Origin of the sequence: Spirillospora sp. CA-108201, from assembly GCF_050936235.1 — a bacterium.
Lineage (GTDB): Bacteria > Actinomycetota > Actinomycetes > Streptosporangiales > Streptosporangiaceae > Spirillospora.
In genome coordinates, this window is record NZ_JBNJNE010000001.1 from 8966499 (window position 1) to 8990872 (window position 24374).

Annotated in this window: 23 protein-coding genes and 3 pseudogenes; 11 read left to right on the forward strand and 15 right to left on the reverse strand. The window is 72.8% G+C overall.

The genetic code is table 11. From position 1 onward, the window contains the following. Window positions 1-14: 14 nt before the first annotated feature. A pseudogene (locus ACQEU6_RS42895) lies at window positions 15-569 on the forward strand (fibronectin type III-like domain-contianing protein); the annotation flags it as partial. A gap of 14 nt (window positions 570-583) precedes the next feature. On the opposite strand, the gene ACQEU6_RS42900 reads toward ACQEU6_RS42895, so the two are convergent. Next, window positions 584-1066 (reverse strand): nuclear transport factor 2 family protein, encoded by a 483-nt coding sequence (locus tag ACQEU6_RS42900; protein ID WP_499339543.1) that lies wholly within the window; start codon window positions 1064-1066, stop codon window positions 584-586. 192 nt (window positions 1067-1258) lie between these two features. Here ACQEU6_RS42900 and ACQEU6_RS42905 point away from each other — a divergent pair, with 192 nt between their 5' ends. Then, window positions 1259-1606: a hypothetical protein gene (locus ACQEU6_RS42905; RefSeq protein WP_499339544.1), complete on the forward strand. Its 348-nt coding sequence runs from the start codon at window positions 1259-1261 to the stop codon at window positions 1604-1606. Here the strand turns inward: ACQEU6_RS42905 and ACQEU6_RS42910 are convergent. From ACQEU6_RS42910 to ACQEU6_RS42960, 11 genes are all read right to left on the reverse strand, one after another. Then, the gene (locus ACQEU6_RS42910; protein WP_499339545.1) at window positions 1585-2067 is read right to left on the reverse strand and encodes a nucleoside deaminase; all 483 of its coding nucleotides are present in this window, start codon (window positions 2065-2067) and stop codon (window positions 1585-1587) included. The genes ACQEU6_RS42905 and ACQEU6_RS42910 overlap by 22 nt on opposite strands. Window positions 2068-2123: 56 nt before the next feature. Next, a complete protein-coding gene (locus tag ACQEU6_RS42915) occupies window positions 2124-3134 on the reverse strand; it encodes a LacI family DNA-binding transcriptional regulator (protein ID WP_499339546.1) in 1011 nt (336 codons plus the stop codon). A gap of 33 nt (window positions 3135-3167) precedes the next feature. Continuing rightward, window positions 3168-4592, reverse strand: coding sequence for a GH1 family beta-glucosidase (locus tag ACQEU6_RS42920; protein ID WP_499339547.1), 1425 nt, complete (start codon window positions 4590-4592; stop codon window positions 3168-3170). Next, window positions 4589-5491: a carbohydrate ABC transporter permease gene (locus tag ACQEU6_RS42925; protein WP_345177558.1), complete on the reverse strand. Its 903-nt coding sequence runs from the start codon at window positions 5489-5491 to the stop codon at window positions 4589-4591. Before ACQEU6_RS42925 ends, ACQEU6_RS42920 begins: the two co-directional genes overlap by 4 nt. Beyond that, window positions 5488-6477: a carbohydrate ABC transporter permease gene (locus tag ACQEU6_RS42930; RefSeq protein ID WP_499339548.1), complete on the reverse strand. Its 990-nt coding sequence runs from the start codon at window positions 6475-6477 to the stop codon at window positions 5488-5490. The genes ACQEU6_RS42925 and ACQEU6_RS42930 overlap by 4 nt, the downstream gene beginning before the upstream one ends. Before the next feature lie 108 nt (window positions 6478-6585). Further along, window positions 6586-7893: an ABC transporter substrate-binding protein gene (locus ACQEU6_RS42935; RefSeq protein ID WP_499339549.1), complete on the reverse strand. Its 1308-nt coding sequence runs from the start codon at window positions 7891-7893 to the stop codon at window positions 6586-6588. A gap of 165 nt (window positions 7894-8058) precedes the next feature. Next, entirely contained in the window at window positions 8059-9105 is a 1047-nt protein-coding gene (locus ACQEU6_RS42940) for a LacI family DNA-binding transcriptional regulator (RefSeq protein WP_499339550.1), read from the reverse strand. Window positions 9106-9115: 10 nt separating this feature from the next. Beyond that, window positions 9116-10762, reverse strand: coding sequence for a glycoside hydrolase family 13 protein (locus ACQEU6_RS42945; protein WP_499339551.1), 1647 nt, complete (start codon window positions 10760-10762; stop codon window positions 9116-9118). A 31-nt stretch (window positions 10763-10793) separates the two neighbouring features. Then, window positions 10794-11624: a carbohydrate ABC transporter permease gene (locus ACQEU6_RS42950; protein ID WP_499339552.1), complete on the reverse strand. Its 831-nt coding sequence runs from the start codon at window positions 11622-11624 to the stop codon at window positions 10794-10796. Next, window positions 11621-12640: a carbohydrate ABC transporter permease gene (locus tag ACQEU6_RS42955; protein ID WP_499339553.1), complete on the reverse strand. Its 1020-nt coding sequence runs from the start codon at window positions 12638-12640 to the stop codon at window positions 11621-11623. The genes ACQEU6_RS42950 and ACQEU6_RS42955 overlap by 4 nt, the downstream gene beginning before the upstream one ends. 5 nt (window positions 12641-12645) lie before the next feature. Then, a complete protein-coding gene (locus ACQEU6_RS42960) occupies window positions 12646-13959 on the reverse strand; it encodes an ABC transporter substrate-binding protein (protein ID WP_499339554.1) in 1314 nt (437 codons plus the stop codon). 208 nt (window positions 13960-14167) lie between these two features. Between ACQEU6_RS42960 and ACQEU6_RS42965 the strand changes: the two genes are divergently transcribed. The 9 genes and pseudogenes from ACQEU6_RS42965 to ACQEU6_RS43005 form a co-directional block, all read left to right on the forward strand. After that, a complete protein-coding gene (locus tag ACQEU6_RS42965; protein ID WP_499339555.1) occupies window positions 14168-14869 on the forward strand; it encodes a nucleotidyltransferase domain-containing protein in 702 nt (233 codons plus the stop codon). Next, on the forward strand, window positions 14866-15612 hold the full coding sequence (locus ACQEU6_RS42970) for a nucleotidyltransferase domain-containing protein (RefSeq protein ID WP_499339556.1): 747 nt from the start codon (window positions 14866-14868) through the stop codon (window positions 15610-15612). Before ACQEU6_RS42965 ends, ACQEU6_RS42970 begins: the two co-directional genes overlap by 4 nt. Before the next feature lie 113 nt (window positions 15613-15725). Continuing rightward, a complete protein-coding gene (gene ribA, locus ACQEU6_RS42975; protein ID WP_499339557.1) occupies window positions 15726-16376 on the forward strand; it encodes a GTP cyclohydrolase II in 651 nt (216 codons plus the stop codon). Continuing rightward, window positions 16373-17203 (forward strand): CDP-alcohol phosphatidyltransferase family protein, encoded by an 831-nt coding sequence (locus tag ACQEU6_RS42980; protein WP_499339558.1) that lies wholly within the window; start codon window positions 16373-16375, stop codon window positions 17201-17203. The genes ribA and ACQEU6_RS42980 overlap by 4 nt, the downstream gene beginning before the upstream one ends. Next, window positions 17160-18131, forward strand: a complete 972-nt coding sequence (locus tag ACQEU6_RS42985) for a zinc-dependent alcohol dehydrogenase (RefSeq protein WP_499339559.1) — start codon at window positions 17160-17162, stop codon at window positions 18129-18131. The genes ACQEU6_RS42980 and ACQEU6_RS42985 overlap by 44 nt, the downstream gene beginning before the upstream one ends. A gap of 45 nt (window positions 18132-18176) precedes the next feature. Continuing rightward, window positions 18177-18575 carry a 6-pyruvoyl trahydropterin synthase family protein gene (locus tag ACQEU6_RS42990; protein ID WP_499339560.1) on the forward strand — a complete coding sequence of 133 codons (399 nt, stop codon included), beginning with the start codon at window positions 18177-18179 and terminating at the stop codon, window positions 18573-18575. Beyond that, on the forward strand, window positions 18572-19645 hold the full coding sequence (locus ACQEU6_RS42995) for a glycosyltransferase family 4 protein (RefSeq protein WP_499339561.1): 1074 nt from the start codon (window positions 18572-18574) through the stop codon (window positions 19643-19645). The genes ACQEU6_RS42990 and ACQEU6_RS42995 overlap by 4 nt, the downstream gene beginning before the upstream one ends. Further along, window positions 19642-20469 carry an SAM-dependent methyltransferase gene (locus tag ACQEU6_RS43000; protein ID WP_499339562.1) on the forward strand — a complete coding sequence of 276 codons (828 nt, stop codon included), beginning with the start codon at window positions 19642-19644 and terminating at the stop codon, window positions 20467-20469. The genes ACQEU6_RS42995 and ACQEU6_RS43000 overlap by 4 nt, the downstream gene beginning before the upstream one ends. Before the next feature lie 83 nt (window positions 20470-20552). Beyond that, a pseudogene (locus ACQEU6_RS43005) lies at window positions 20553-21230 on the forward strand (lysylphosphatidylglycerol synthase domain-containing protein); the annotation flags it as partial. Window positions 21231-21233: 3 nt separating this feature from the next. On the opposite strand, the gene ACQEU6_RS43010 reads toward ACQEU6_RS43005, so the two are convergent. The 3 genes and pseudogenes from ACQEU6_RS43010 to ACQEU6_RS43020 all read right to left on the reverse strand — a co-directional run bounded on the left by ACQEU6_RS43010 (window position 21234) and on the right by ACQEU6_RS43020 (window position 24353). Then, a complete protein-coding gene (locus tag ACQEU6_RS43010) occupies window positions 21234-21995 on the reverse strand; it encodes a creatininase family protein (protein WP_499339563.1) in 762 nt (253 codons plus the stop codon). 52 nt (window positions 21996-22047) lie between these two features. Continuing rightward, window positions 22048-22773: pseudogene (locus ACQEU6_RS43015) on the reverse strand (phosphatase PAP2 family protein); the annotation flags it as partial. A 107-nt stretch (window positions 22774-22880) separates the two neighbouring features. Next, window positions 22881-24353: a metallophosphoesterase family protein gene (locus ACQEU6_RS43020; RefSeq protein WP_499339564.1), complete on the reverse strand. Its 1473-nt coding sequence runs from the start codon at window positions 24351-24353 to the stop codon at window positions 22881-22883. Window positions 24354-24374: the final 21 nt, after the last annotated feature.

The window sequence follows — 24374 nt, forward strand, 5'->3', positions numbered from 1 at the left end:
ACGAGGTCGTCCAGCTCTACACGCACCAGCAGAAGTCACGGGTGAAGCAGCCGCTGAAGAGGCTGCGCGCCTTCGCCAGGGTTCATGTCGCTCCCGGGCGGACGGTGACGGCGACACTCCGGCTCAAGGCGTCCGATCTCGCCGTCTGGGACGTCACGCGCGACAGGTGGGCGGTCGAGAGGTCGAGGCACGACCTGCTCGTCGGCTCCTCGTCCACCGACATCCGGCGGCGGGCGGTCCTCGACGTGCGCGGCGAGACGATCCCTCCCCGCGACCTCGCCGGGCCGACCCGCGCGGCCGACTCCTGGCTGAAGTTCGCCGGCGCCGCCCTCGGCCCGTCCACCGCCAGGATCACCGCCCGCGTGGCGGGCACGGCCGCGACCACCGTCGAGGTCCGCCTGGACCACCCGAACGGCCCCCGCGCCGGAACCCTCACCGTCCCGCCCACCACCGACGCCTACACCTACAAGGAGATCACCGCCCCCCTGGCCGGAGCCCAGGGAACCCGCGACGTCTACCTGGTCCTGAGAGGCGAAACCCGCCTGACCACCTTCTCCCTGACACGCTGACCCCGCGACCCGGCCTACCCGTGGGGCGGGGTGGGCCGGGCGTGGGGCGGGAGTTCCTCGGGGTGGCGGAGGTGGCGGGTCAGGTCGCCGGCCAGGTCGAGGGTGATGCGGCGGGCGGTGAAGTGCCAGCGGCCGTCGGTGCGGGTGAAGGCGTCGTTGTAGGTGCCGCAGGCGATGGGCTGGAGGGGGAGGCCCGGGACGGCCTGGAGGACGGTGTAGTAGGCGCTGGACGTCGCCGTGCCCGCCTCCTCGTCCACCTCGACGGCGAGGTTCGTGGTGACGTGCTTGGTGCGGAGGGTGCCGTCGGCGTGGACGATCACGGTCCGCTCGAACATCGCCGCGATCGCCTCGCCGCCGCGCAGGGTGCCGCCGCTGCCGGTGAACGAGGCTTCGGCGAACAGGTCGCGGATGCCCGCGAAGTCGGCGGAGTCGACGCACGCGGCGTAGCGGTGGACGAGGTTGGCGATGGCCTGGTGGCTCGGCTGGTCGGCGGGCATGCTCCGATCCTGGTCCACGGGCGGCGCCGCGCGGCGGGCGCGGTCCCGGTGGACGGGACGCCGCGAAAAGCGCCCGGCGGGCAATTCGCGCATATCGGCATTGCGCATTCGGCCGGACTCGATTAAAGGATGAGCGTGGGCTCGGCCGGCCGTCGTCGCAGGTCGAGGTGGCCGCATGCGAAGGAGACGCCCATGCTCGTTCATATCGGACCGGATGTGCTCGTCGCCTACGAGCGTTCCGGGGGATTCGCCGGAATTCGCCAGAAGGTGATCGTCGACGGGTCGGGGACGGCGCTCGTCGACGACGCGAAGGTCGCGGTCGGTGCGGAGGAGATGCGAGGTCTGAAGGACGCGCTGAGCCGCGTCGTCACCACCGCGTCCTCGCCGGAGGGGTGCGAGGTGGCCGACCACTTCACCTACACGCTCGCCTATCGCGGGCACCGGGCGACCCGGTGCTGGCTGCCGTCCGACTGGCGCGACGCCGTCGAGCGGTTGGAGGCGCTGGCCGGGCGCCGTCCTCAGGCGGAGGCGCGCGTGTGAAGCTCGCGCATCGCCGCTTCGAGGGCCGCGACCGGGCCGTCCACCGGGACGCCCGGCGCCACCTCCTGGACCGGGATGGCGTTGACCGGCCCGGGCGCGGCGCCGAGCTCGGTGCGCAGGGCCACGAGCTGCCGGGAGGACATGACGTAGACGATCCGGCCGAGGCCGACCCAGGCGTGCGCGGCCGAGCACATCGGGCAGTGCTCGCCGGAGGTGAACACGGTGGCCGCCGCGCGCTCGTCCGGCGCCATGTTGGCCGCCGCCCACCGCGCGATCTCGAACTCGGGGTGGCGGGTCTGGTCGCCGTCCGCCGTGCGGTTGCGGTCCTCGAACAGGACCTCCCCGGACGCCGACACCAGCACGGACCCGAACGGCTCGTCGGCCGAGTCCAGCGCCTCCCGCGCGAGCTCCACGCAGCGGTCGAGGTGGACGCGCTCGGCGGCGGTCGGTTCGTAGGCCATGTCTGTGCTCCTTGCCCCGGGACGACTCCCGTGATCATATGCGGGGGCCGGGGGCCTCACGCGGAGTCGCGCAGCACCAGGTGGGGGCGCAGGATGACGACCGGGTCCGCGACGGTCTCGCCGCGGATCCGCGACACCAGCAGCCGGGCCATCTCCCGGCCCATCTCCTCCGGCGACTGGTGGACGGTGCTGAGCGGCGGGTCGGCCAGCGGCGCGGCGGCGGAGTCGTCGAAGCCGATCACCGCGACGTCGCCGGGGACGCTGCGCCCGCTGCGGTGCAGGACCCGCAGCGCGCCGAGCGCCATCGGGTCGTCGGCGGCGAACACCGCGTCCAGGGACGGCTCGGCGGCCAGCAGCCGCTCCGCCGCGGCGATGCCGCTGGCCTCGCCGAAGTCGCCGTACTCGACGTACTCGGGCAGCCCCGCCTCGGCGAGCGCCTCCCGGTAGCCGGCCAGCCGGTCGATGCCGACGCCCATGTCCTGCGGGCCGGCGATGGTCGCGATGCGCCGCCGGCCGCCCGCGATGAGGTGGCCGACGGCCTCGCGGGCGCCGCTGCGGTTGTCGACGTCGACGTAGCTGACCGGGTGCAGGCCGGGCGGGCGGCCGCCGAGGACGGTCGGCACCCCGTTGGCCTCCAGCTTCGCGGGCAGCGGGTCCTCGGCGTGCAGGGAGGTGAGGAGCACCCCGTCCACGTGCTGGGTGGTGAGGTAGTCCTCCAGCCGTCCGTACTCGGTGGGGGAGCGGGCGAGGGCGAGCAGCAGCTGCAGGCCGGTGTCGCCGAGGCCGTTGCTGATCCCGCGGATGATCCCGGCGAAGTACGGCTCGCCGAACAGCCGCTGGTCGGACTCGGCGACGACGAGGGCCACGGTGTCGGTGCGGCGGGTGACGAGCGTGCGGGCCGCGCGGTTCGGCACGTACCCGAGCTCGTCGATCGCCTTCAGCACCGACTCGCGGGCCTGCGGGCTGACCCGCGGCGAGCCGTTGACCACCCGGGACACCGTGCCGCGGCCCACGCCGGCCCGCGCCGCGACCTCCTCCAGGGTCGGGCGCGTGCTCCTGCCCGTCATCTGGCCCCCTTCGTCCGTGCCGTCGCCGCCGGGTCAGCCCCGTTCGGGCAGCCCGCCCCGCCGGATCACTCCGGCGTACCACCGTGCGCTGTCCTTGGGCACCCGGCGCTGCGTGGCGTAGTCGACGTGGACCAGCCCGAAACGCTTGGAGTAGCCCCAAGCCCATTCGAAATTATCCAGCAGCGACCATGTGAAATAGCCGCGCAGCGGCACCCCCTCGGACATGGCGTCGTGGCAGGCCCGCAGGTGCGCGTCGAGGTAGGCGATGCGGCCCGCGTCTTGGACCGTGCCATCCTCGTCTGGGACCTCGTCGTAGCCGGCGCCGTTCTCGGTGATGTACAGCGGGACGGACGGGTACTCGCGGTGCAGCCGGGTCAGCACCTCGTGCAGGCCGCCCTCGTCGATCTCCCAGCCCATCCCGGTGACCGGGCGCCCGGCCGGGACGAACCGGACGTGCCCGCTGCCGGGCCAGGGGGAGTTCGTCGCGAACGGGGACGACGCGGTCTGCGCCGCCTCGCCGGGCGTCCCCGCGACGGTGTGCCGCGAGTAGTAGTTGACGCCCAGCTGGTCGAGCGGCTGGTTGATGACCGCGAGGTCCGCGTCGGGCGGGGTGAACCCGAAGCGGGAGGTGTCGGCGAGGACGTCCTCGGGATAGCGGCCGAGCAGCAGCGGGTCGAGGAACAGCCGGTTCTGCAGCCCGTCGATCCGGCGCGCCGCGTCGGCGTCGGCGGGGTCGCCGGTCGCGGGGGAGACCGCGTAGAGGTTGACGGCGGCGCCGAAGCGGTTGTCCGGGTTGCGCGCCCGCATCGCCTCGACGGCCAGGCCGTGGCCGAGCATCAGGTGGTGCGCGGCCAGCAGCGAGTCCGACGGGTCGACGCGTCCGGGCGCGTGGTCGCCGGAGGCGTAGCCGAGGAACGCCGCGCACCACGGCTCGTTCACCGTCATCCACCGCGCGACGCGGTCGCCGAGCGCCGCGTGCACGTGGTCGGCGTACTCGGCGAACCGGTGGGCGGTGTCCCGCTCGGGCCAGCCGCCCTTGTCCTCCAGCGGCTGCGGGAGGTCCCAGTGGTAGAGCGTCGGCCACGGCTCGATGCCCGCCTCCAGCAGCGCGTCCACCAGCCGCCGGTAGAAGTCGAGGCCCTCGGAGTTGAAGGACCCGGCGCCGGACGGCTGCACCCGCGGCCAGGAGATCGAGAACCGGTAGGCGGTCAGCCCGAGGTCGGCCATGAGCGCCACGTCCTCGGGGAACCGGTGGTAGTGGTCCACCGCGACGTCGCCGGTCTCGCCGCGCAGGACCTTGCCCGGCGTCCGGCAGAAGGTGTCCCAGATGGACGGTCCGCGCCCGCCCTCGCCCGCGGCGCCCTCGATCTGGTAGGCGGCCGTGGCGGCCCCCCAGCGGAACCCGGTCGGGAAAGGTGCGGCGGGAGCCGCGCTGGTGTCGTCCTTGAGAGAAGTCAAGCCTTCACTGCACCTTCCATGATCCCGCCGATGATCTGGCGGCCGAAAACGATGAACACCACGAGCAGCGGCAGGATCGCGACGCTGGTCCCGGCGAACATGAGCGTGTAGTCCTTGAAGTAGGCGTTCGCCAGGTTGTTGATGGACAGCTGCACCGTCGGGTTGTCCGGGCTCAGCACCGCCAGCGGCCACATGAACTCGTTCCAGGTCTGCATGAACGTGAACAGCCCGAGGACGCCGGCGGCGGGGCGCAGCGCGGGCAGCACGACGCGCCAGTAGATGCCGAACGTGGTGCACCCGTCGACGCGGGCCGCTTCGATCAGCTCGTCCGGGACGGCCTGGTCGGCGTACTGCCGCATCATGAACACCCCGAACCCGGTGACCAGGAACGGGACGATGACCGCCTGCAGGTGGTTCTGCCAGCCCAGCTTCACCATGATCATGTAGAGCGGGATGATGCCCATCTGCACCGGGATCATCATCGTGGCGATGATGGTGAGCAGCAGCCCGTTCTTGCCGCGGAAGCGCAGCTTGGCGAACGCGAACCCGGCCAGCGAGGCGAAGAACACCGTGGAGACCGTCACCGCGGCGGAGGCGATCGCCGAGTTCAGCAGGCCCTTGGCGAAGTAGGCCTCCGGGTTGTCGAACAGCCGGCCGACGTTGTCGCCGCCGTGGCCGCCCGGCAGCAGTGGCGGCGGGACGTCGGCGACCACGCTGTTCGTGCGGGTCGCCACGATGATCATCCAGTAGATCGGGAAGATCGACAGTGCCAGCGCCACGACGAGCGTGAGGTAGGTCAGCGGGCTGGCGTTCCACAGGCCGCGGTAGCGCCCTGGATGCGCGGCGGCGCGCCTGCCGCCGGGATTCCGGCCGCCGGGGCCGGCGAGGAGCGTGGTCACTTGGCGCCTCCCGTGCGGCGCACGGCCAGGAAGTTGATCAGGGAGAACACGATGATCATCACGAAGAGCGCCCAGGCGACCGTCGCGCCGTAGCCGTAGCGGTCATGGCCGAACGCGTTGTCGTACATGTACATCGTGATCGTCTGGAACTGGTGCATCGGGCCGCCGTCCATCTTGTTCGGCGTGCCGACGCTGAACAGCACGGGCTCGGTGAACAGCTGGAGCCCGCCGATCGTCGAGATGATCACGGTGAAGACGATGGTGGGGCGCAGCATCGGCACCGTGATCTGCCAGAACTGGCGGAGCCGGGACGCGCCGTCGATCGCGGCGGCCTCGTAGAGGTCCTTCGGGATCGCCTGCATGGCGGCCAGGTAGATGAGCGCGTTGTAGCCGGTCCAGCGCCAGTCCACCATCATCGCGATGGCGACCCAGGACCAGCCGCGGCTGCTCGACCAGTGGATCGGGTCGATGCCGACCAGCCCGATCGCCCAGTTGACCATGCCCCAGTCCTTGTCGAACATCTGGGTGAACACGATCGCGACGGCGGCGGTCGAGGTGACCAGCGGGGCGACCATCCCGATCCGGAACAGCGTCGGCAGCCGCATCCGCCGGTTCAGGGTGTTGGCGATCAGCAGCGCGACCAGCAGCTGAGGCACGGTCGAGACCGCGAAGATCCCGAGGGTGTTGACCGTCGCGTGCCAGAAGTCGGCGTCGGTCAGCAGGTAGTCGTAGTTGTCGAGCCCCACGAACTCGCGGGTGCCCGACGCCAGCTCCCAGTCGTGCAGCGAGACCCAGAGCGTGTAGACGAGCGGGAACGCGCCGAAGACCAGGAAGACGAGGTAGAACGGCGAGATGAAGGCGTAGGGCGCGCCCTTCACGTCGAGCCGGGCCAGCCGGGCGCGCCAGGTGCGGCGCGGCTCCGGCGGCGCCGCCGCGGGAGGGGCCGGCGGCGGGCCGTTCCGGCCGGGGCGCAGGTCGGTGGTCACGTCGTGCGCCTCCTTTCCGAGGACGGGACGAAGCGGGGAGTGGGAACGGCGGCGGCGCCGGCGGGGAGGTGCGGCCCGGCGCCGCCGCCGCGGTCGGGGGGCCGCCGGCTACCTGGCGGCCTTCTTCGCCTCGTCGACGGACTTCGTCCAGGCCTGGTCGGGCTTCTGCTTGCCCTGGCCCACGGAGATCAGGACGTTCTCCACGGCGGCGCGCACGTCCTCGTTCTTCGGCCCGAGGTGCACCGGCTTCACCGCGGCCACCAGCTGGCCGAAGATCTGCCCGATCGGGGCGTCGTTGAAGTAGGCGCTCTTGGCGCCCGCGACCGCCGGGTCCTGCGCGGCCTGCGGCGAGGACGGGAAGACGTTCGCGGCCTTGAACGCGCCGACCTGGCCCTCGGGGGAGGTCAGGTACTCGGCGAGCTCGGCGGCGGCCTTGGCGTGCTTGGTCTGCTTGGGCACCGCGAGCCACGAGCCGCCCCAGTAGCCGGCGCCGCCGGGCGTGGTCGCCACGTCCCACTTGCCCTTGCCGGCCGGGCCGGAGAACTCCTCGATGCCGCCGAGCATCCAGGACGGGCACGGCAGGGTCGCGAAGGTGTCGCGCTTGAGGGCGGTCTGCCACGGCGGCGTGAAGATCGACATGTCGGCGGTGAGCTTGCTCTGCTCGAACTTCAGCGCCGTGTCGAACGCCTGCCGGACCGGCGGGTTGCTGTCGAAGACGAGGTTGTCGCCCTTGTCGAAGAAGCTGTAGCCCGGGCCGCTGCCGGAGTTCTGCAGGACGGTGGCGCGGAAGACGGCGGTGGGGCCGTCCAGCCACTTGCTGCCGGGCACCTTGTCCTGGAACTTCTGTCCCGTGGACAGGAACGCGTCCCACGTCGGCCAGAGCTTGCCGACCTCGGCGCGGTCGGTGGGCAGGCCCGCCTTCTTGAGCAGGTCCTTGCGGTAGCACATGGCGAGGGGGCCGACGTCGGTGCCGAGGCCGATGAGCTGCTTGCCGTCCGCGGTGAGGCCCGCCTGCCACTTCCACGGCAGGAAGTTCTTCTCCAGGTCCTTGCCGCCGTAGTCGAACAGGTTGAGGAACTTGGCCTTCTGCTGCATGTAGAGCGGCAGGATGCCCTCCTCCAGCATGACGACGTCGCCCGCGCCGCTGCCGGTGGCCATCCACTGCTGGATGCGGGGCTTGTACTCGTCCAGCGTGGAGACCTTGCGCTGCTTGATCTTCACGTCGGGGTGGGACTGCTCGTACTGCTTGTAGAGCGCGTCGTAACCCGGCTCGCCGAAGACGTCGACGGTGAGCTCGACCGGCCCGCCGTCGGACCCTCCCTTGTCGCCGTCGTCGCCGCCGCACGCGACGGCGAGGCCGCCGACGAGTACCGCCGCCATCGCCGTACTCAGTCCGCGCCGCATGATGGCCCTCATGGCGGACCCCTCTCAGGTTGTGGTGGTGCATCGGTGTGGGAGCGCTCCCACGGATGAAAGACCGTGACCCGGCTCACTGTCAATGTGCCGAAACATAACCGTTACAAGAACCTGGCCTCCGCGGCAGTCCGGTCAGGCCTGTTCCGACACCCCGTCAGGTCCGGGTCAGCCCTCCGTGGCGGGGGTCAGCCGGGCCGCCGCCGGGGCCGGGGCCGTGGACCGCCGGACGACGAGTTCGGGCCGGTAGAGCAGCTCCGTGCGGGGCGCGCGGGTGCCGCGGATCTCGTCCAGGACGGTGCTCACCGCGGCCATCGACATCTCCCGCACCGACTGCCGGACGGTGGTGAGCGGGGGGTCGAGATAGGCGGTGAGCAACGAGTCGTCCATGCCGGTCACCGACACGTCCTCGGGGACCTGGAGGCCGCGCGACCGGGCGGCCCGGATCGCGCCGAGCGCCATGATGTCGTTGCCGCCGCAGATCGCCGTGCAGCCCGCGTCGAGCAGCTTCGCGGCCGCCGCCTGCCCGCCCTCGACCGTGTACATGGTGTTGACGACCAGCTCGTCCACCTCGTCCGGGGTGAGCCCGGTGTGCGCGGCCATCCCGCGCCGGAACCCCTCGGTCTTGCGCCGCGTCGGCACGTACACGTCCTGGCCGATCGCGAGGCCGATCCGGCGGTGGCCCATCGCGGTCAGGTGCGACACCACCGCCTCCATCGACGCCACGTCGTCGTTGGAGACGAACGGCGCGTCGATGTCGGGCCGGTGGCCGTTGACCAGGACGATCGGCAGGGCCTGTTCGAGCAGCCGGGCGTAGCGGGCGCGGTCGGAGTTGGCGTTGGCGTGCAGGCCGTTGACGAAGATGATCCCGGCGACGCCGCGCTCCAGCAGCATCTCGATGTAGTCGTCCTCGGCGACGCCGCCCGGCGCCTGCGAGCACAGCACCGCCATGTACCCGTGCCGGGCCAGCGCGCTCTCGATGACCTCGGCGAACGCCGGGAAGATCGGGTTGGTCAGCTCCGGGATGATCAACCCGATCAGCCCGGCCCGCCGCTGGCGCAGCCGGGCCGGGCGCTCGTAGCCGAGCACGTCCAGGGCGGTCAGCACCGCCTGGCGCGTGCTCGGGGACACGCCCGGCTTGCCGTTGAGCACGCGGCTCACCGTCGCCTCGCTCACCCCGGCGTGCGCCGCGATGTCCGCCAGGCGTGTCGTCATGGGTTTCAAGTTATCCCTCCTCGACGTGCCACCACAGTGCGGTGTCCGGGGGCAGCTCGACGTCTCCGCCGTTCACGGGGCCGTCGGCGCGGACCGGCCCGCTCGCCAGGAGCGGGGTCCCCCGCACGTGGACGCGCGCAGCGGCGTCGCCCATGTTGACCGCGCACGCGAGCCGCCCGTTCCCGCCCCCGGCGTCGCGCACGAAGACCAGTGTGCCGGGTGGGCTCGCGATCCAGGACAAATCTCCGTCGCCGAGCGCCGGATGCTCGCGGCGCAGGCGCAGCGCCTCGCGGTAGAGCGCCAGCGTGGAACCGGGATCGCCGTCCTGCGCGGCGACGGTCAGGTCGCGCCACGCGGCGGGGACCGGGAGCCAGGACCCGGCGCCCGCGCCGAACCCGAACGGGGGGCTCTCGCCCTCCCACGGCATCGGGACGCGGCAGCCGTCGCGGCCGGCGCCCTCGCCGCGCAGCCGCTGCGGGTCCTGCTGGAACTCCTCCGGCAGGTCCAGCACCTCCGGCAGGCCGAGCTCCTCGCCCTGGTAGACGTAGGCCGAGCCGGGCAGCGCGAGCGTCAGCAGCGCGGCCGCGCGGGCGCGCCGCAGGCCGGTCTCGCCGCCGCCGTACCGGGTGACGTGCCGTTTCACGTCGTGGTTGGACAGCACCCAGGTCGCGGGCGCGCCGACGGCCCCGGCGGTGCGCAGCGACTCCTCGATCACCGCCCGCATCCCGGCCGCCTGCCACGGCGCGGTCAGGTAGTGGAAGTTGAACGCCTGGTGCAGTTCGTCGGGACGGGTGTAGTCGGCGAGCCTCTGCGACGTGGGCGCCCACGCCTCGGCGACGGCGATCCGCTCCCCGCCGTAGGAGTCGAGCAGACGGCGCCACGCGCGGTGGATGTCGTGGACGGCGTCCTGGTCGAAGTAGGGCAGGACGGCCGTGCCGAGCATCTCCGTCTGGTTCGGGTGGCCGACGTCGGGCAGGCCCGGCGCCTTGGCCATGCCGTGCGCGACGTCAACGCGGAAGCCGTCCACGCCGAGGTCGAGCCAGAACTTCAGGACGTCGGCGAACTCGGCGTGGACCTCGGGGTTCTCCCAGTCGAGGTCGGGCTGCTCGGACGCGAACAGGTGCAGGTACCACTGGCCGTCCGGGACCCGCGTCCAGGCGGGGCCGCCGAACACCGACTCCCAGTCGTTCGGGGGTTCGGCGCCGCCCGGCCCCCTGCCGTCCCGGAAGACGTAGCGGCCGCGCTCGGCGGACCCCGGGGGCGCGGCGAGCGCGGCCCGGAACCAGGCGTGCCGGTCGGAGGTGTGGTTCGGCACGACGTCCACGATGACGCGCAGCCCGTGCGCGTGGGCGTCCGCGACGAGGTCGCGGGCGTCGGCGAGGGTGCCGAACAGCGGGTCGACGTCCCGGTAGTCCGCGACGTCGTAGCCGAAGTCGGCCATCGGCGAGACGTAGAACGGCGTCAGCCACAGCGCGTCGACGCCGAGGCCGGCCAGGTAGGGCAGCCGGGACCGGATGCCCGGCAGGTCGCCGACACCGTCGCCGTCGGAGTCGGCGAAGCTGCGCACGTACACCTGGTAGATGACGGCGTCGCGCCACCACCCCCCGCCTTCGGCGCGGTCGCCGGCGGTGGGGACGAGCAGGGTGTCCTGGGTCATGAACATCCTCAGGGTCGGGAGCTGTCGGGTGCTACTTGACGCCGCCGGCGGTGAGGCCGGCGACGATCCGGCGCTGGAAGACCAGCACCACGGCGATGAGCGGAACGGTCACGATCACCCCGGCCGCCATCTGGGTGCCGAACGGCTGGTCGAACCCGGAGACGCCGGTGAACTTGGAGATCGCGACGGTGGCGGTCTGCATCTCCTTCTTGTTGACCATGGACAACGCGATGAGGAACTCGTTCCACGCGGCGATGAAGGTCAGGATCGCCGTGGTGAACACCCCCGGCGCCGCCAGCGGGACGATGATCTTGCGGAACGCCTGGCCGCGGGTGCAGCCGTCCACCATCGCCGCCTGCTCCAGCTCGAACGGCAGCTGCCGGAAGAACGCGGTGAGCAGCCACACCGACAGCGGCAGCGCGAACCCGAGGCTGGGCAGCACCATCGCCTGGTAGGTGTTGATCCACTTGATGTCGGTGAAGAGCTTCAGCAACGGGACCAGCTGCGAGATTCCGGGGAACATGGTCGTCGCGACGATCAGCCCGAGCACGGCGTTCTTGAACCGGAAGTCCAGCCGGGCCAGCGCGTACGCGGTGAACGTGCCGATCAGCAGGGTGAGCACGGTGGTGGCGCCCGCCACGACGACGCTGTTCAGCAGCGCGCGTCCGAATCCGTTGTCGCCGGAGAACACCGCGGAGAAGTTCTCCGAGGACCACCGCGCCGGGACGGGCGAGTTGTCGAACTGGTCCTGCGGCCGGCGGAACGCCGAGATCGTCATCCAGTAGAAGGGCGCGAGGCAGTACACCGCCACGGCGGCGAACCCGAGGGAGGACAGTGTCCTCTTCACCGGTGAGCCGGTCATGCCGCCGCCCTCCCGCTGCCGCGCGCGGGCCGGACGGGGCGCGGGCGCCGGGTGCGCTGGCGGGCCTCGCCGATGATGTCGGCGCCGAGCAGCTTCACGAACAGGTACGCGATCAGCGCGATGTACAGGAACAGGACGGTCGCGTACGCGGCCGCCGACCCGTACCGCAGGTTGGACGCCTCGAACCAGGCGATCATCGTCAGCGTCTCCACGGACTTCTGGTTGACGCCGATCAGCACCGCGGGCAGGTCGAACATCCGCAGCACGTCCAGCATCCGGAACAGCACGGCGACCAGCAGCGCGGGCCTGACCAGCGGCAGTGTGATGCGGAAGAACTGCTGGACCGGCCCGGCGCCGTCCACCCGGGCGGCCTCGTAGACGTCCCGGGGGATCATCTGGAGCCCGGCGAGGACGAGCAGCCCGATGAACGGGGAGGTCTTCCACACCTCGGCGACGACGACGGCCGCCTTGGCGGGGAAGCCGTCGGCGGTCCAGAGGATCTCCTGGCGCAGCACCGCGTTCGCGGCGCCGTCGGCCTGGAAGATCCACCGCCACAGCAGCCCGGAGATCGCGGTCGGGATCGCCCACGGGACGAGGATGCTCGCGCGCACCAGCGCCCGCCCGCGGAACGCCTGCTGCATGATCAGCGCCATCGCGACGCCGATCACCGTCTCCAGCACGACCGTGGTGAGGGTGAAGAACGTGGTGTTGGAGAAGGCGTTCCAGAACGCGTCGGCGCGGTCGCCCTGGAAGATCGCGGTGTAGTTGTCGAGCCCGACGAACCGGTCGCCCTCCACGACGAACCCGTCGGCGTCCAGCCCCTCGCCGCGCGCGTACAGCGACTCGCGGAACCCGGCGAGGACCGGGTAGCCGATGACGAGCGCCAGCACGAGCAGGGTGGGCGACAGCAGCAGCGCCGCGAGCCGGCGCGTCCCCTGCACGTCGCCCTTCCGGCGTCCGCGGGGCGCGCCCGCCGCGGCGGTGCCGGCGGCGGGCGCGCTCTCGGTGGTGGTCATCCCGCTCACTGCGCGGTCAGCGGCTGGAGCTTGGACTGCAGGTCCGTCAGGGCCTGGTCGGCGGGCTTCTTCCCGGTCACCGCGTCGTACATCTCGCCCTGGACGGCGGCGGTCACGTCGCCGTACCTGACCGCGACCGGACGTGGCTTCGCGCCCGCGATGGCCTGCTTGAGGACGGGCAGGTACGGGAACTTCTTCACCATCTCGGGGTCGTCGTACAGCGCCGCCACCGTGGGCGCCTGCGAGGTCGCGAGGAGGTTGGCGCGCTGGGCCTGCTCGCCGGTGAGGTAGCGGATGAAGTCGAGCGAGGTCGCCTTGTTCTCGGCGAACGCGGAGATCGCGAGGTTGTGGCCGCCGAGGTTGGCGACGCCGGGGCCGTTCGGTCCGGGCAGCGGCGCGACCGCGAACCTGCCCGCCACCTTGGACGAGCCGTCATCCGAGTTCGCCAGCCCGTACTGGTAGGGCCACTGCCGCTGGAAGATCAGCCTGCCGGACTGGAAGTACCGGCGGCCGCCCTCGGTGTCGAGGGTGACGGCCTCCTTCGGCATGTGGTCCTTCTTGGCGCCGATGAGGAACTCGACGCCCTGCTTGGCCTGCGGCGTGCTCAGCGAGGGCTTTCCGTCGGGGCCGATGATGGAGCCCCCCGCGCTCTCGATCGCCTCGACCGCGCTGATCGTCATGCTCTCGGTCTTGTTGACCTCGGTGAAGAAGCAGGCGGCGTCCTTCGCCTCGGGCAGCTTCTTGACCTTGGCGCAGTCGTCCCACATCTCGGCGTAGGTCTTCGGCGGGTCGCCGATGCCGGCCTTCTCCAGCAGGTCCTTGCGGAAGTAGAGCATCCCGGCGTCGGACGTGGACGGCACCGCGTACAGCTTGTCGCGGTACTGCCCGGTGGTGATGGTCGCGGGCAGCATCCTGGACAGGTCGATCCGGTCCTTGGGCAGCTGCGCCAGCCACCGGTTGGCGGCGAACTCCGCCGTCCACACCACGTCGAGGTTCAGCACCGAGTAGGCGTCGGACTTGGTCGTGGCGTTCTGGATCATCTGCTGCCGCTGGTCGTTCGGCTCGTCCGGCAGTTCGATGATGCGGACCTGCTCCTTCGGGTGCTCGGCGTTCCAGCCGTCGAGCTGCTTCTGCAGGTAGCCCGAGCGGTCCTTGCCGGTCACGAAGGTGATCGGGCCGCGGCCCCGCAGGCTCGCCGCGCCCGAGCCGCCCTTCGAGCCGCCCTTCGAGCCGCCGTCGTCATCGCCGCCGCAGGCGGAGAGCGAGAGCGCGAGGGCGGCGCAGACGACGGAGCCGCTGATCAGGGGGGTGCGCCGCATGGGGTCCTCCTTCGCGGGACGTCCCTCGCCGGGCCGCCGTCCCGCAGATCAAGAGATGGGGGTGGCTGGTCCCGGACGTTAGCAACGGCTTTCAATCGCGTAAACCGCTTGCAGAAACTTTCAGCAAGTCCGTGGCCTATCTGTAACCGTTTTGCACACGGGGACAATCCGGTCGACATCGCCACCGGCCCTGCGCCAGGCTGCCCGCGTGACGAAACCCGACCCCTCCGGCGCACCCGGCCTCGTCCGCGACCACACGATCCTGTCGGTCGTGGTCGGGTCGCGCGCCCACGGGCTGGCCACGGGCGACAGCGACGTCGACCGGCGCGGTGTCTACGCGGCCCCGGCGCCCCTGTTCTGGGGTTTCGCGAAACCGCCCACGCATCTGGACGGCCCGCTGCCCGAGCAGTTCTCCTGGGAGCTGGAGCGCTTCTGCGAGCTGGCGCTCGGCGCGAACCCGACCGTCCTGGAGTGCCTGTGGTCGCCCCTGGTCGAGCGGGTCACGCCGGACGGAGAGGAGCTGCTGGCCCTGCGGCGGGCGTTCCTGTCCCGGCACGCGCACCGCACGTTCCTCCGGTACGCCGAGGCGCAGTTCCGCAAGCTGGACGGTGACCTGCGCAACGGCGGCGTGCCGCGCTGGAAGCACGTCATGCACATGCTGCGGCTCCTGGAGAGCGGCCTGCACCTCGTCCGGCACGGCGAGGTGCGGTTGGACGTCGGCGACCTGCGCGACCGGCTCCTCGCGGTCCGCCGCGGCGAGCTCGGCTGGGACGAGATCGGCGCGTGGCGCGCCTCCCTCACCGACGCGATGGGGGACGCCCTGGACCGCAGCCCCCTGCCTCCCGAACCCGACCGCGCCGCGGTCGAGGACCTTCTGATCTCCGTCCGACGCAGGAGCGTGACCCGGTGAACCTCCCGGAGGGCATGGCCGACCGCCTCGCCGCCGACCACCCGTACCCGCGCGCGTTCCTCAGCGTCAGCGGCGCGCACCTGTACGGGTTCCCGTCGCAGGACTCCGACGTCGACCTGCGCGGCGTCCACCTCCTGCCGCTGGAGGAGATCGTCGGCCTGGAGACGGGCGAGGAGACCGTCACGCTCATGTGGGACCACGCCGGAGTGGAGGCCGACGCGGTCACCCACGACCTGGCCAAGTGCTGCGGGCTGCTCCTGCGGCGCAACGGCTACGTCCTCGAACAGGTCATGTCGCCGCTGGTCGTGGCCACCTCGCCCGTGCACGCCGAGCTGAGGTCCCTCGTCCCCGAGCTCGTCACCTCCAACCACGCGCACCACTACCTGGGGTTCGCGCGGACCCAGTGGAGGCTGTTCGAGCGGTCGGGCGAGCTCAAACCGCTCCTCTACACGTTCCGGGTGCTGCTGACGGGCACGCACCTGATGCGGACCGGCGAGGTCGAGGCCGACCTGACGCGGCTCGCCGGCGACGGGCCGTCCTACCTGCCCGACCTCGTCGAGGCGAAGCGCGCCGCCGAGCACGGCGCGCCGCCCGGGGACGCGCCGGACACGTCCCGCCTCCGGGACGACGTCGCCGCGCTCACCGCCCTCCTGGAGGACGAACGCGACCGCAGCGCCCTCCCCGCGGAGCCCGCGAACCGCCGAGCCCTTCACGACTTGGTGGTCCGCGTCCGCCTGGGCTGAACCCTGAAGCGCCCTCCCTGCGTGCCATCGGTTGTACGAACCGTTTTGGGACACAACCACCTATGGCGTTCGCGACGTATCAGGGGTGGTTGTGCAGCCAGGGAAGGGGAGCGATGGACGAGGGCATCGACCAGAAGGACATCGCGGAGGCGGACCTCAGAACCCGGCGGGGCGTGTTCCGCGCCGTCGCGTTCCGGGACCCGGTCGACGGGCACGAGCACATCGCGCTGGTGCGGGGCGAGGTGCGGGGAAGCGACGACGTGCTCGTCCGGATGCACTCCGAGTGCATGACGGGCGACATCTTCGGCGCGACGCGCTGCGAGTGCGGGGACCAGCTCGGCGCGGCCCTGGACGCCATCGCCCGCGAGGGCCGCGGTGCGCTGGTCTACCTGCGCGGCCACGAGGGGCGCGGGATCGGGCTGGTGGCGAAGGTCCGGACCCACATCCTGCAGGACGACCAGGGCCTGGACACCGTCGACTCCGCCACGGCCATCGGGCTGCCGGTGGACGTGCGCGACTACGGCCCGGCCGCCCGGATCCTGCGGCACCTCGGCGTCCGGTCGGTGCGGCTGATGTCCAACAACCCGGTCAAGGTCAGCGCCCTGGAGTCCTACGGCGTCGCGGTCGCGGCGCGCGTCCCCCTGCTCGTCCCGGTCAGCGCCGACAACGTCCGCTACCTCACCGCCAAACGCGACCGGCTCGGCCACGACCTCCCGCAGCTCGACGCCCGCGCCGGGGCGCCGGTCAGGGGGGCCCGCCGATGACGCGCCCGCTGACCCTCACGAGCCCGGCGCCGGTGCGGCTCCCGGCGCCGCGCCGCCCCCGCCTGACGAGGGGACCTGAGCTGGCCGCGGCCGTCGCGGCGCAGCTCGCACTGCTGGCGCTGCTCCGTCCCGGCCACGCGGGCCTGGCCGTGGGCGTCGGGTACGCGCTGGCCTCCTGGGCACTGCTCGCCGCCGCGTTCCGGCGGCGGCGGGCGCTCGGACCGGCCGATCACGTGACGCTGACGCGGGTGGTGCTCACCGGGGGTGTCGCGGCGATGGTCGCGGGGCATCTCACCGGTGACGCCCGCGTCTGGCCGCTCGTCGCGGCCGCGTCGGCCGCCCTCGTCCTGGACGGCGTGGACGGGCAGGTCGCGCGGCGCACCGGGACGGTGTCCAGGCTCGGGGCGCGGTTCGACATGGAGACCGACGCGGTCCTGGTGCTGGTGCTGAGCGTCGAGGTCGCGCGGACGGCGGGCCTCTGGGTGCTGGCGATCGGGGCGATGCGGTACGCGTTCGGCGCGGCGGCCTGGGCTGCGCCGTGGCTGCGCGCGGACCTGCGGCCGAGCATCGCGCGCAAGGCGGTCGCCGTGGTGCAGGGGGTGGCGCTGCTCGTCGCCGCGTCGGGCCTCGTCCCGCATCCGGGCGTGCTCGCGTCGGCGGCGCTGGCGCTGCTGGTGTGGTCGTTCGGACGGGACGTCGCGTGGCTGGCGAGGCGGCGGCACGCGGCCGGGCGCGCGGCGCCTGGAACGCACGAGGCTCCGGCGACCCGGGGGAGGGGCACGGATGGAGCGCGACGCGCGCGCCTTCTGGATCCGGTCGCCAGGTGACGGCGAGATCCGCGATGTCGTCCTGCCCGAGCCGGGACCGGGAGAGGTGCTGGTCCGCACGCTGTTCTCCGGCGTGAGCCGCGGCACCGAGGCGATCGTGTTCCGCGGCGGCGTCCCGCCGAACCAGCACGCCGTCATGCGGGCGCCGTTCCAGGACGGCGCGTTCCCGGGGCCGGTCAAGTACGGGTACCTGAACGTCGGCGTGGTCGAGCACGGCCCCGCCGAGCTCGCCGGGCGCACCGTGTTCTGCCTCTACCCGCACCAGACCCGGTACGTCGTCCCGGCGAGCGCGGTCAGCGCCGTCCCGGACGAGGTCCCGCCGGAGCGGGCGATCCTCGCCGGGACGGTGGAGACGGCCGTGAACGCGCTGTGGGACGCGGCGCCGCTCGTCGGCGACCGCATCGCCGTGGTCGGCGCCGGAATGGTCGGCTGCTCGGTCGCCGGCGTCCTCGCGGGGTTCCCGGGATGCCGCGTCCAGCTGGTCGACACCGACCCGTCCCGCGCGGGCGTCGCGCGGGCGCTCGGCGTCGGGTTCGCGCACCCCGACCAGGCCGAGGGCGGCTGCGACATCGTCGTCCACGCGAGCGCGACCGAGGCCGGGCTCGCCCGGTCGCTGGAGCTGCTCGCGCCGGAGGGCGAGGTGATCGAGCTGAGCTGGTACGGCGACCGGCGCGTCAGCGTCCCGCTGGGGGAGTTCTTCCACTCGCGGCGGCTGACGATCCGGGGCAGCCAGGTCGGCGCCGTCCCGCCGTCCCGCCGGTCGCGCCGCGGCTTCGCCGACCGGATCGCGCTCGCGCTGCGGCTGCTCGCCGCCCCCGCCTTCGGCGAGCTGATCACGGGGGAGAGCCCGTTCGGCGAGCTGCCGCGGCTGATGCCGCGCCTCGCGGGCGGCGACCTGCCCGCCCTGTGCCATCGCATCGCCTACTGAGGCGGATCGCCCGCCGAGACCGCCCACTGATGAGGAGGACGTCCGTTGTTCGCCATCACCGTCCGCGACCACGTCATGATCGCGCACAGCTTCCGCGGCGAGGTCTTCGGGCCCGCGCAGCACCTGCACGGCGCGACGTTCGTCGTGGACGCGACGTTCCGCCGGTCCGAGCTCGACCCGGACGGCATCGTCGTCGACATCGGGCTCGCCACCAGCGAGCTCGGCGAGGTCCTGGGCGCGCTGAACTACCGCAACCTGGACGAGGAGCCGGACTTCGCCGGGGTCAACACCTCGACGGAGTTCCTCGCCAAGGTCATCGCGGACCGGCTCGCGGACCGGGCGCGCGCCGGGGCGCTCGGCGCGAACGCGGCAGGCATGTCCGGCATCACCGTGACGCTGCACGAGTCGCACGTCGCCTGGGCCAGTTACGAGCGCGAGCTGTGACGCCCCGCGAGGTGTGGGTGGTCGTCCCGGACGGCGTCGACGACGCCGCCGCCCCGAGCGGCGGCAACCGGTACGACCGGCGGCTGTGCGAGGAGCTCGCGGCGTCGGGGCGTCCCGTCCGGGAGCTGGCGGCGCCCGGCGCGTGGCCGCGGCCGGGCGAGGCGGACCGCGCCGGGCTCGGACGCGTGCTGGCCGCGCTGCCCGGCGGGTCCGTCGTCCTGATGGACGGGCTGGTGGCGTGCGGCGTCCCGGAGATCGTCGTGCCGGAGGCGGAACGGCTGCGGCTCGCCGTCCTGGTCCACCTCCCGCTGGCGGACGAACCCGGACAGGAAGATCTGAACGCCGGCGAGCGCGCGGTCCTGGAGGCGGCCGGGGCCGTCGTCGCGACCAGCCCGTGGGCGCGGGACCACCTGATCGCCCACCACGGCCTGGAGCCGTCCCGCGTGCACGCCGTCGCCCCGGGCACCGACCCGGCGCCGCTCGCGTCCGGCACCGACGGCGCGGCGCGCCTGCTGTGCGTGGCGTCGGTGACCCCGCGCAAGGGGCACGACGTCCTCGTCGAGGCGCTCGCCACCGTCGCGCACCTGTCCTGGGACTGCGAGTGCGCCGGGCCGCCGGGCCGCGACGCGGAGCACGTCGCCCGGGTGCGCCGGCTGATCGGCGCGCACCGCCTCGACGGCCGCGTCGAGCTGGCGGGGCCGCTGACCGGCAAGCGCCTGGACGACGCCTACGCCGGCGCCGACCTGCTCGTCCTGGCGTCCCGCGCGGAGACGTTCGGGATGGTCGTGACCGAGGCCTTGGCGCGCGGCATCCCGGTGCTCGCGACCTCGGTGGACGGGGTCCCGGACACGGTGGGCTGGGACCCGTCCGGTGGCGTTCCCGGCATGCTCGTCCCGCCGGACGACCCCGTCGCCCTGGGCGCGGCGCTGCGCCGCTGGCTCGTCGAACCGGAGCTGCGCGACCGGCTGCGCGCCTCCGCCCGGCTGCGGCGCGGCATGCTGCCCGGCTGGGACGACACCGCCCGCCGCATGGCGACCGTACTGTCCAGGCTTCGGAGGGAGGCGCCGTGACCGGGGTCGAGGCGCGGGGAGACGCCGCGGCGGGGTTCGATCCGTCCTGGCTGGAGCTGCGCGAGGGCGCGGACGCGACGGCGCGCGCCGCGGAGCTGCTCGACCCGCTCCGCGCCGCGCTCCCGCCGGACGGGCCGCTGGTCATCTGGGACCTCGGGTGCGGCACCGGCTCCCAGGGGCGCTGGCTGGCCGGGCGGCTGCGCGGCCCGCAGCACTGGATCCTGCACGACGGCGATCAGCGGCTGCTCGACCGCGCCCGCGCGAGCGCCTACGCCACCGCCGACGGGACGCCCGCGACGGTCGAGACGCGCGCGGGCGGCATCGGCGCGCTCCGCGCGTCCGACCTGGTCGGCGCGTCGCTCGTCACCGCGTCCGCGCTGCTGGACGTGCTCACCGCCGCCGAGGTCGAGGCGATCGCCGCCGCGGCCGCCTGCCCGGTGCTGCTCACCCTGTCGGTCGTCGGGCGGGTCCGGCTCTCCCCGGCCGAGCCGCTCGACGCCGAGTTCGCCGCCGCCTTCGACGCCCACCAGCGGCGCGGCGGGCTCCTCGGGCCGGACGCGGTCGCCGCCGCGACCCGGGCGTTCGGCCGCCGCGGCGCGTCCGTCCAGGCGCGCCCGAGCCCGTGGCGGCTCGGCCCCGGCCAGGCCGCGCTGACCGCCGAGTGGCTGCGCGGCCGGGTCGCCGCCGCCGTCGAGCAGCAGCCCGATCTCGCCCCCTTCGCCGGGGACTACCTCGGCCGCCGCCTCACCGAGTGCGCCGCCGGGCGCCTCACCGCCGAGGTCCACCACGTCGACCTGCTCGTCCTCCCCGGGAGCACATCGTGACGAAGTACCTGCCCTGGCTGCGCCCGCTCGTCGGGCTGGGCATCCTCACCGCGCTCCTGTGGTGGCACAGCACGGACGCGTTCGTGGACGCGCTCCACGCCGTCGACGCCGGGGCCGTGGCCGTCGCGCTCGCCCTGGGCCTGGCGACCACCGTGCTCAGCGCGGCCCGCTGGTGGCTGGTCGCGCGGCGGCTCGACCTGCGCCTGTCGCTGGGCGGAGCCGTCGCGGACTACTACCGGTCCCAGTTCCTCAACGCGGTGCTGCCCGCGGGCGTGCTCGGTGACGTCCACCGCGCGGTGAGCCACGGGCACCGGTCGGGCGACGTCGCGCGCGGCGTGCGGGCCGTGTTCCTCGAACGCGTCGCGGGCCAGGGCGTCGCGATCGTCGCGGGCGCCGCCGCGCTGCTCGCCCATCCCGCGCTGCTGTCGGCGACGGCGCCCGCCCTGGTCCCGGCGGGAGGCGTCCTGGTGCTGCTGCTGGTCGCGGCCCGGTGGCGGCGCCGCGCCCTGGCGCCGGCGCTCGCGGACGTGCGCGCCGCCCTGCGCGCCTGGCCCGCGATCGTGGGCCTGTCGGCCGCGGCGCTGGCCGGTCATCTGGCCCTGTTCGTCGTCGCCGCCCGCCTCGTCGGCGCGACGGCCCCGCTGACCACCCTCCTGCCGCTGCTCCTGCTGGCGCTCCTGGTGATGGTGCTCCCGGTGAACGTCGGCGGCTGGGGGCCGCGCGAGGCCGTGCTCGCCCTGGCGTTCGGCGCGGCCGGGCTCGGCTCAGCGCAGGGCCTGACCGTCTCCGTCGTGTACGGGGTGCTCACCTTCATCGCGGCGCTGCCCGGCGCGGCCGCCCTGCTGCTGAAGCACCGCGAGGACGTCCCCGAACGACTCGACGAGGCTCCGCAGCGTCTCCCGGCCCTTGCCGGCGCCGGCCAGTGACGGCCGCCCGACGACGCCGGACGTCGTGTAGGCCGCCATGCCCGTCGTCAGCAGGTGCCGCCGGTCGTCGGCGAGGTGGTCGGCGGTCCGGTACCCGTCCCGCACCAGCTCCGGGTGGGCGTGCAGCAGGATGGAGGTCTCCAGTTCCCCGGCGTGCATGTCGCTGACGGCGGACGTCTCGGCGCCGGCGGCCTTCTCCGCCGCCTCCCAGTGCTCCATCGAGGGGAACAGGGCCATGTCGCCGTGCGCCTCCTGCACGACGTTGCCGAGCACGTAGTTGCCCCCGTGCCCGTTGACCAGGACGAGCTTGGGGACCCCGGCCCGGCGCAGCGACTCGGCGACGTCCCTGACCACCGCGTACAGGGTCGCCGCCGAGATGCTCACCGTCCCGGGCCAGTCCGCGTGCTCATGCGAGCACGAGATCGTCACTGGCGGGAGCGTCCGCACCGGGTACGCCTTCGCGATCTCCGCCGCGATCGTGCACGCGATCACCGTGTCCGTCGCGAGCGGGAGGAACGGGCCGTGCTGCTCGTGGCTCCCGATCGGCAGGACCGCCACGGGGACGTCCGGAACCTCGGGGCTCGTGTGCGTCGGCAGCATGATTCACAGCTTGCCTCATCCGCCCCGCCAGGGAAACCAGCGCCATGGCGCCGGCCAGCAGGAGCGCGGCGACGATGCCGTCCGTCCAGTAGTGGTTGGCCGTCACGACCACCACGAGGACCGTGAGCGGCGCGTGCAGCGCGACGACCCACCGCCACCGGCTCCGCGACACCCGCAGCACCGCCACGGCCACCAGGATCGCCCACCCGATGTGCAGGGACGGCATGGCCGCGTACTGGTTGGCGATCCCGTCGGCCGCCGCCGGGTAGGCCGACGGTCCCACGGTCAGCATCGTGTCGACGGCCCCGATCCCCGCCAGCCGGGGCGGCGCCAGCGGGAACATCGTGTGCACCACGAGGCCGGCCGCCGTCAGCGCCACCAGTTCGTTCCGCACCCTGGCATAGGACGACCTGTGCCGCACATAGAGCCAGATCAGCAGCAGCGCCGTTCCGGGGAAATGGAAGCTCACGTAATAGACATTGGCGAGGAGCGCCGTATGGTCCCATCCGAGCGCCCAATGCTGGAATCCGACTTCACTCGGCAGCCATTCCCGCTCGAACCCCCACAGCGCGTGCGCGTTCGCCATCGCCTGCCCCGGACCGCTCTCGATCAGCGTCCGGCCCCACTTGTAGAAGGCGAACAGGACCGCCAGCAGCCCCACCTCGGTGAGCAGGGGCCTCATCCGGCCGCGCACCGCCCCGCCCACTACCGCCACGCCCGCCATCGTGCCTCCCCAGCCCGGTCGTCCCCGTCCAATGACAACCCTCGCGTCTGACATTTACGGAGACACTGGGTTCAGCTACCCGATCATGGGAGGTAAAACCCACCCCTGGTGGTGGGGCTGGCCCCACCCCCGGCGCGGATCCGGGCACGGCCGCGAGCCGCTCATTTGCAGGCGAACTCCTTGGTGGGTCCGGTGCTCAGAACGCAGTCCAGCGGCCACGCCTGCCCGGAGACCCCGTGGAAGGTGAGATGCCACCGGCCACCCGTGTCGCGCAGCAGCGCATAGCCGTGGACACCCCGGGAGACCGAGTGCTGCACAGTCTCGCCGTCGACGGTTTTGCCCGCCGCCTTGGTGTCGTCCGGCGGCGTGTCGAGCGTCGTCCCGGACGAGCCCACGGTCAGCTGCGGAGGACGCGTGCTGTTGCGGAAGTCGAGCATCTGGTAGAGGTGCACGTGCCCGGACAGCACGAGGTCGATGTTGCCCGCCAGCGCCTTCTTCGCCGACTGCCTGACGGCGCTCGCGAGCGTCGGGTTGATCCACGTCACGTCGGTGGACGAGGCCTGCTTGACCATCCACAACGGCTTGTGGGTGATGAGGAAGTAGTCGTGCGTCGGATGGTTGGCGGCCAGGGTGTTCACTTCGTCGAACCATTTCGCGTACTGGGCTGCCTGGGCCTGGTCCGGTTTGTTCCTCTCACTCGCCGCGCTGGAGTCGAACAGGACGAAATGCAGCGTGCCCGCATTGATCTGTACGGGCTCCGTCTGGTTCTGCGGCAGTGAGAAGCACTCATTGTTCTTCTGGGGATCGGTCGCGAGATAGCGGAACCATTCGGCGCCCCGTCCCACCTTCGGAGGCGTGCAGACCTCGTGGTTGCCCCGCGCGAAGATGAAGGGCGCCTCGGCGAGCAAGGCTTGTGCGGGCCGCAGGAAGTCCTTGATGAGGCATCCCCAGTCGGCCGCCTGGCCCTTGCCGCCGCACTCCGGGGTGGCGTCGTTCGCGCCCTCCGGCGCCTCCCGGTACACGTAGTCGCCGACGTGGACGACGAGGTCCGGCCTGGACTGCGCGGCCGCGTGCACGGAGAGCGGCTCCAGCGGCCAGTTCTTCTGGCAGTCCTGGTTCTGCGGGGCGCCGACCGTCGGCGAGGTGACCTCGCATCCCGCGTCCCCGATCACCGCGACGCTCCGGGGACGCCCGTTCGCGGGCCATTCCGGCAGCGGAAGCTGGAGATTCCCCGGATGCACGGTGGCCGCGACGGTCGTGGACGGCTCGATCAGCGCGTTGCTCGCCCCGTCGGGGACGGGCGTCGCGCAGAAGGTCGTCGGAAACTGCTGGAGCCCGCCCCCGGTGACGAAGGGATCGCTGACCTTTCTCAGCACGGCGGTCTGGGTCTTGCCTCCCAAGGTGTACTGGAGGGTGGGGCAGTGCCCGGCGGGCTTCTCGGTGGTGGCGAACCGGACCTCCGTCGTGTGGCTCGTGCCGTTCACCAACTGTGTCCAGGCCCACGCCTCGCCGTTCTTCCCGGTGCCGGGAGGCGCGGGCTTCGCGGACGGGCTCGGAGCGGACTGCGCGAGCCCGGACATCACGGCGATCAGCAGCCCCACGACGCCCACCACCGCCGCAGCTATTCGCGACATAGAACCAGGTATCCCATCAGA

What these genes read in the sequence shown, in the direction of transcription:
- ACQEU6_RS42945 (WP_499339551.1), bottom strand. Translation starts at nt 10,762, where the DNA reads ATGACCCAGGACACCCTGCTCGTCCCCACCGCCGGCGACCGCGCCGAA.
- ACQEU6_RS43020 (WP_499339564.1), bottom strand. Translation starts at nt 24,353, where the DNA reads ATGTCGCGAATAGCTGCGGCGGTGGTGGGCGTCGTGGGGCTGCTGATC.
- ribA (WP_499339557.1), top strand. Translation starts at nt 15,726, where the DNA reads ATGGACGAGGGCATCGACCAGAAGGACATCGCGGAGGCGGACCTCAGA.
- ACQEU6_RS42985 (WP_499339559.1), top strand. Translation starts at nt 17,160, where the DNA reads ATGGAGCGCGACGCGCGCGCCTTCTGGATCCGGTCGCCAGGTGACGGC.
- ACQEU6_RS42980 (WP_499339558.1), top strand. Translation starts at nt 16,373, where the DNA reads ATGACGCGCCCGCTGACCCTCACGAGCCCGGCGCCGGTGCGGCTCCCG.
- ACQEU6_RS42940 (WP_499339550.1), bottom strand. Translation starts at nt 9,105, where the DNA reads ATGACGACACGCCTGGCGGACATCGCGGCGCACGCCGGGGTGAGCGAG.
- ACQEU6_RS42905 (WP_499339544.1), top strand. Translation starts at nt 1,259, where the DNA reads ATGCTCGTTCATATCGGACCGGATGTGCTCGTCGCCTACGAGCGTTCC.
- ACQEU6_RS42900 (WP_499339543.1), bottom strand. Translation starts at nt 1,066, where the DNA reads ATGCCCGCCGACCAGCCGAGCCACCAGGCCATCGCCAACCTCGTCCAC.
- ACQEU6_RS42955 (WP_499339553.1), bottom strand. Translation starts at nt 12,640, where the DNA reads ATGACCACCACCGAGAGCGCGCCCGCCGCCGGCACCGCCGCGGCGGGC.
- ACQEU6_RS42910 (WP_499339545.1), bottom strand. Translation starts at nt 2,067, where the DNA reads ATGGCCTACGAACCGACCGCCGCCGAGCGCGTCCACCTCGACCGCTGC.
- ACQEU6_RS42915 (WP_499339546.1), bottom strand. Translation starts at nt 3,134, where the DNA reads ATGACGGGCAGGAGCACGCGCCCGACCCTGGAGGAGGTCGCGGCGCGG.
- ACQEU6_RS43010 (WP_499339563.1), bottom strand. Translation starts at nt 21,995, where the DNA reads ATGCTGCCGACGCACACGAGCCCCGAGGTTCCGGACGTCCCCGTGGCG.
- ACQEU6_RS42950 (WP_499339552.1), bottom strand. Translation starts at nt 11,624, where the DNA reads ATGACCGGCTCACCGGTGAAGAGGACACTGTCCTCCCTCGGGTTCGCC.
- ACQEU6_RS42935 (WP_499339549.1), bottom strand. Translation starts at nt 7,893, where the DNA reads ATGAGGGCCATCATGCGGCGCGGACTGAGTACGGCGATGGCGGCGGTA.
- ACQEU6_RS42960 (WP_499339554.1), bottom strand. Translation starts at nt 13,959, where the DNA reads ATGCGGCGCACCCCCCTGATCAGCGGCTCCGTCGTCTGCGCCGCCCTC.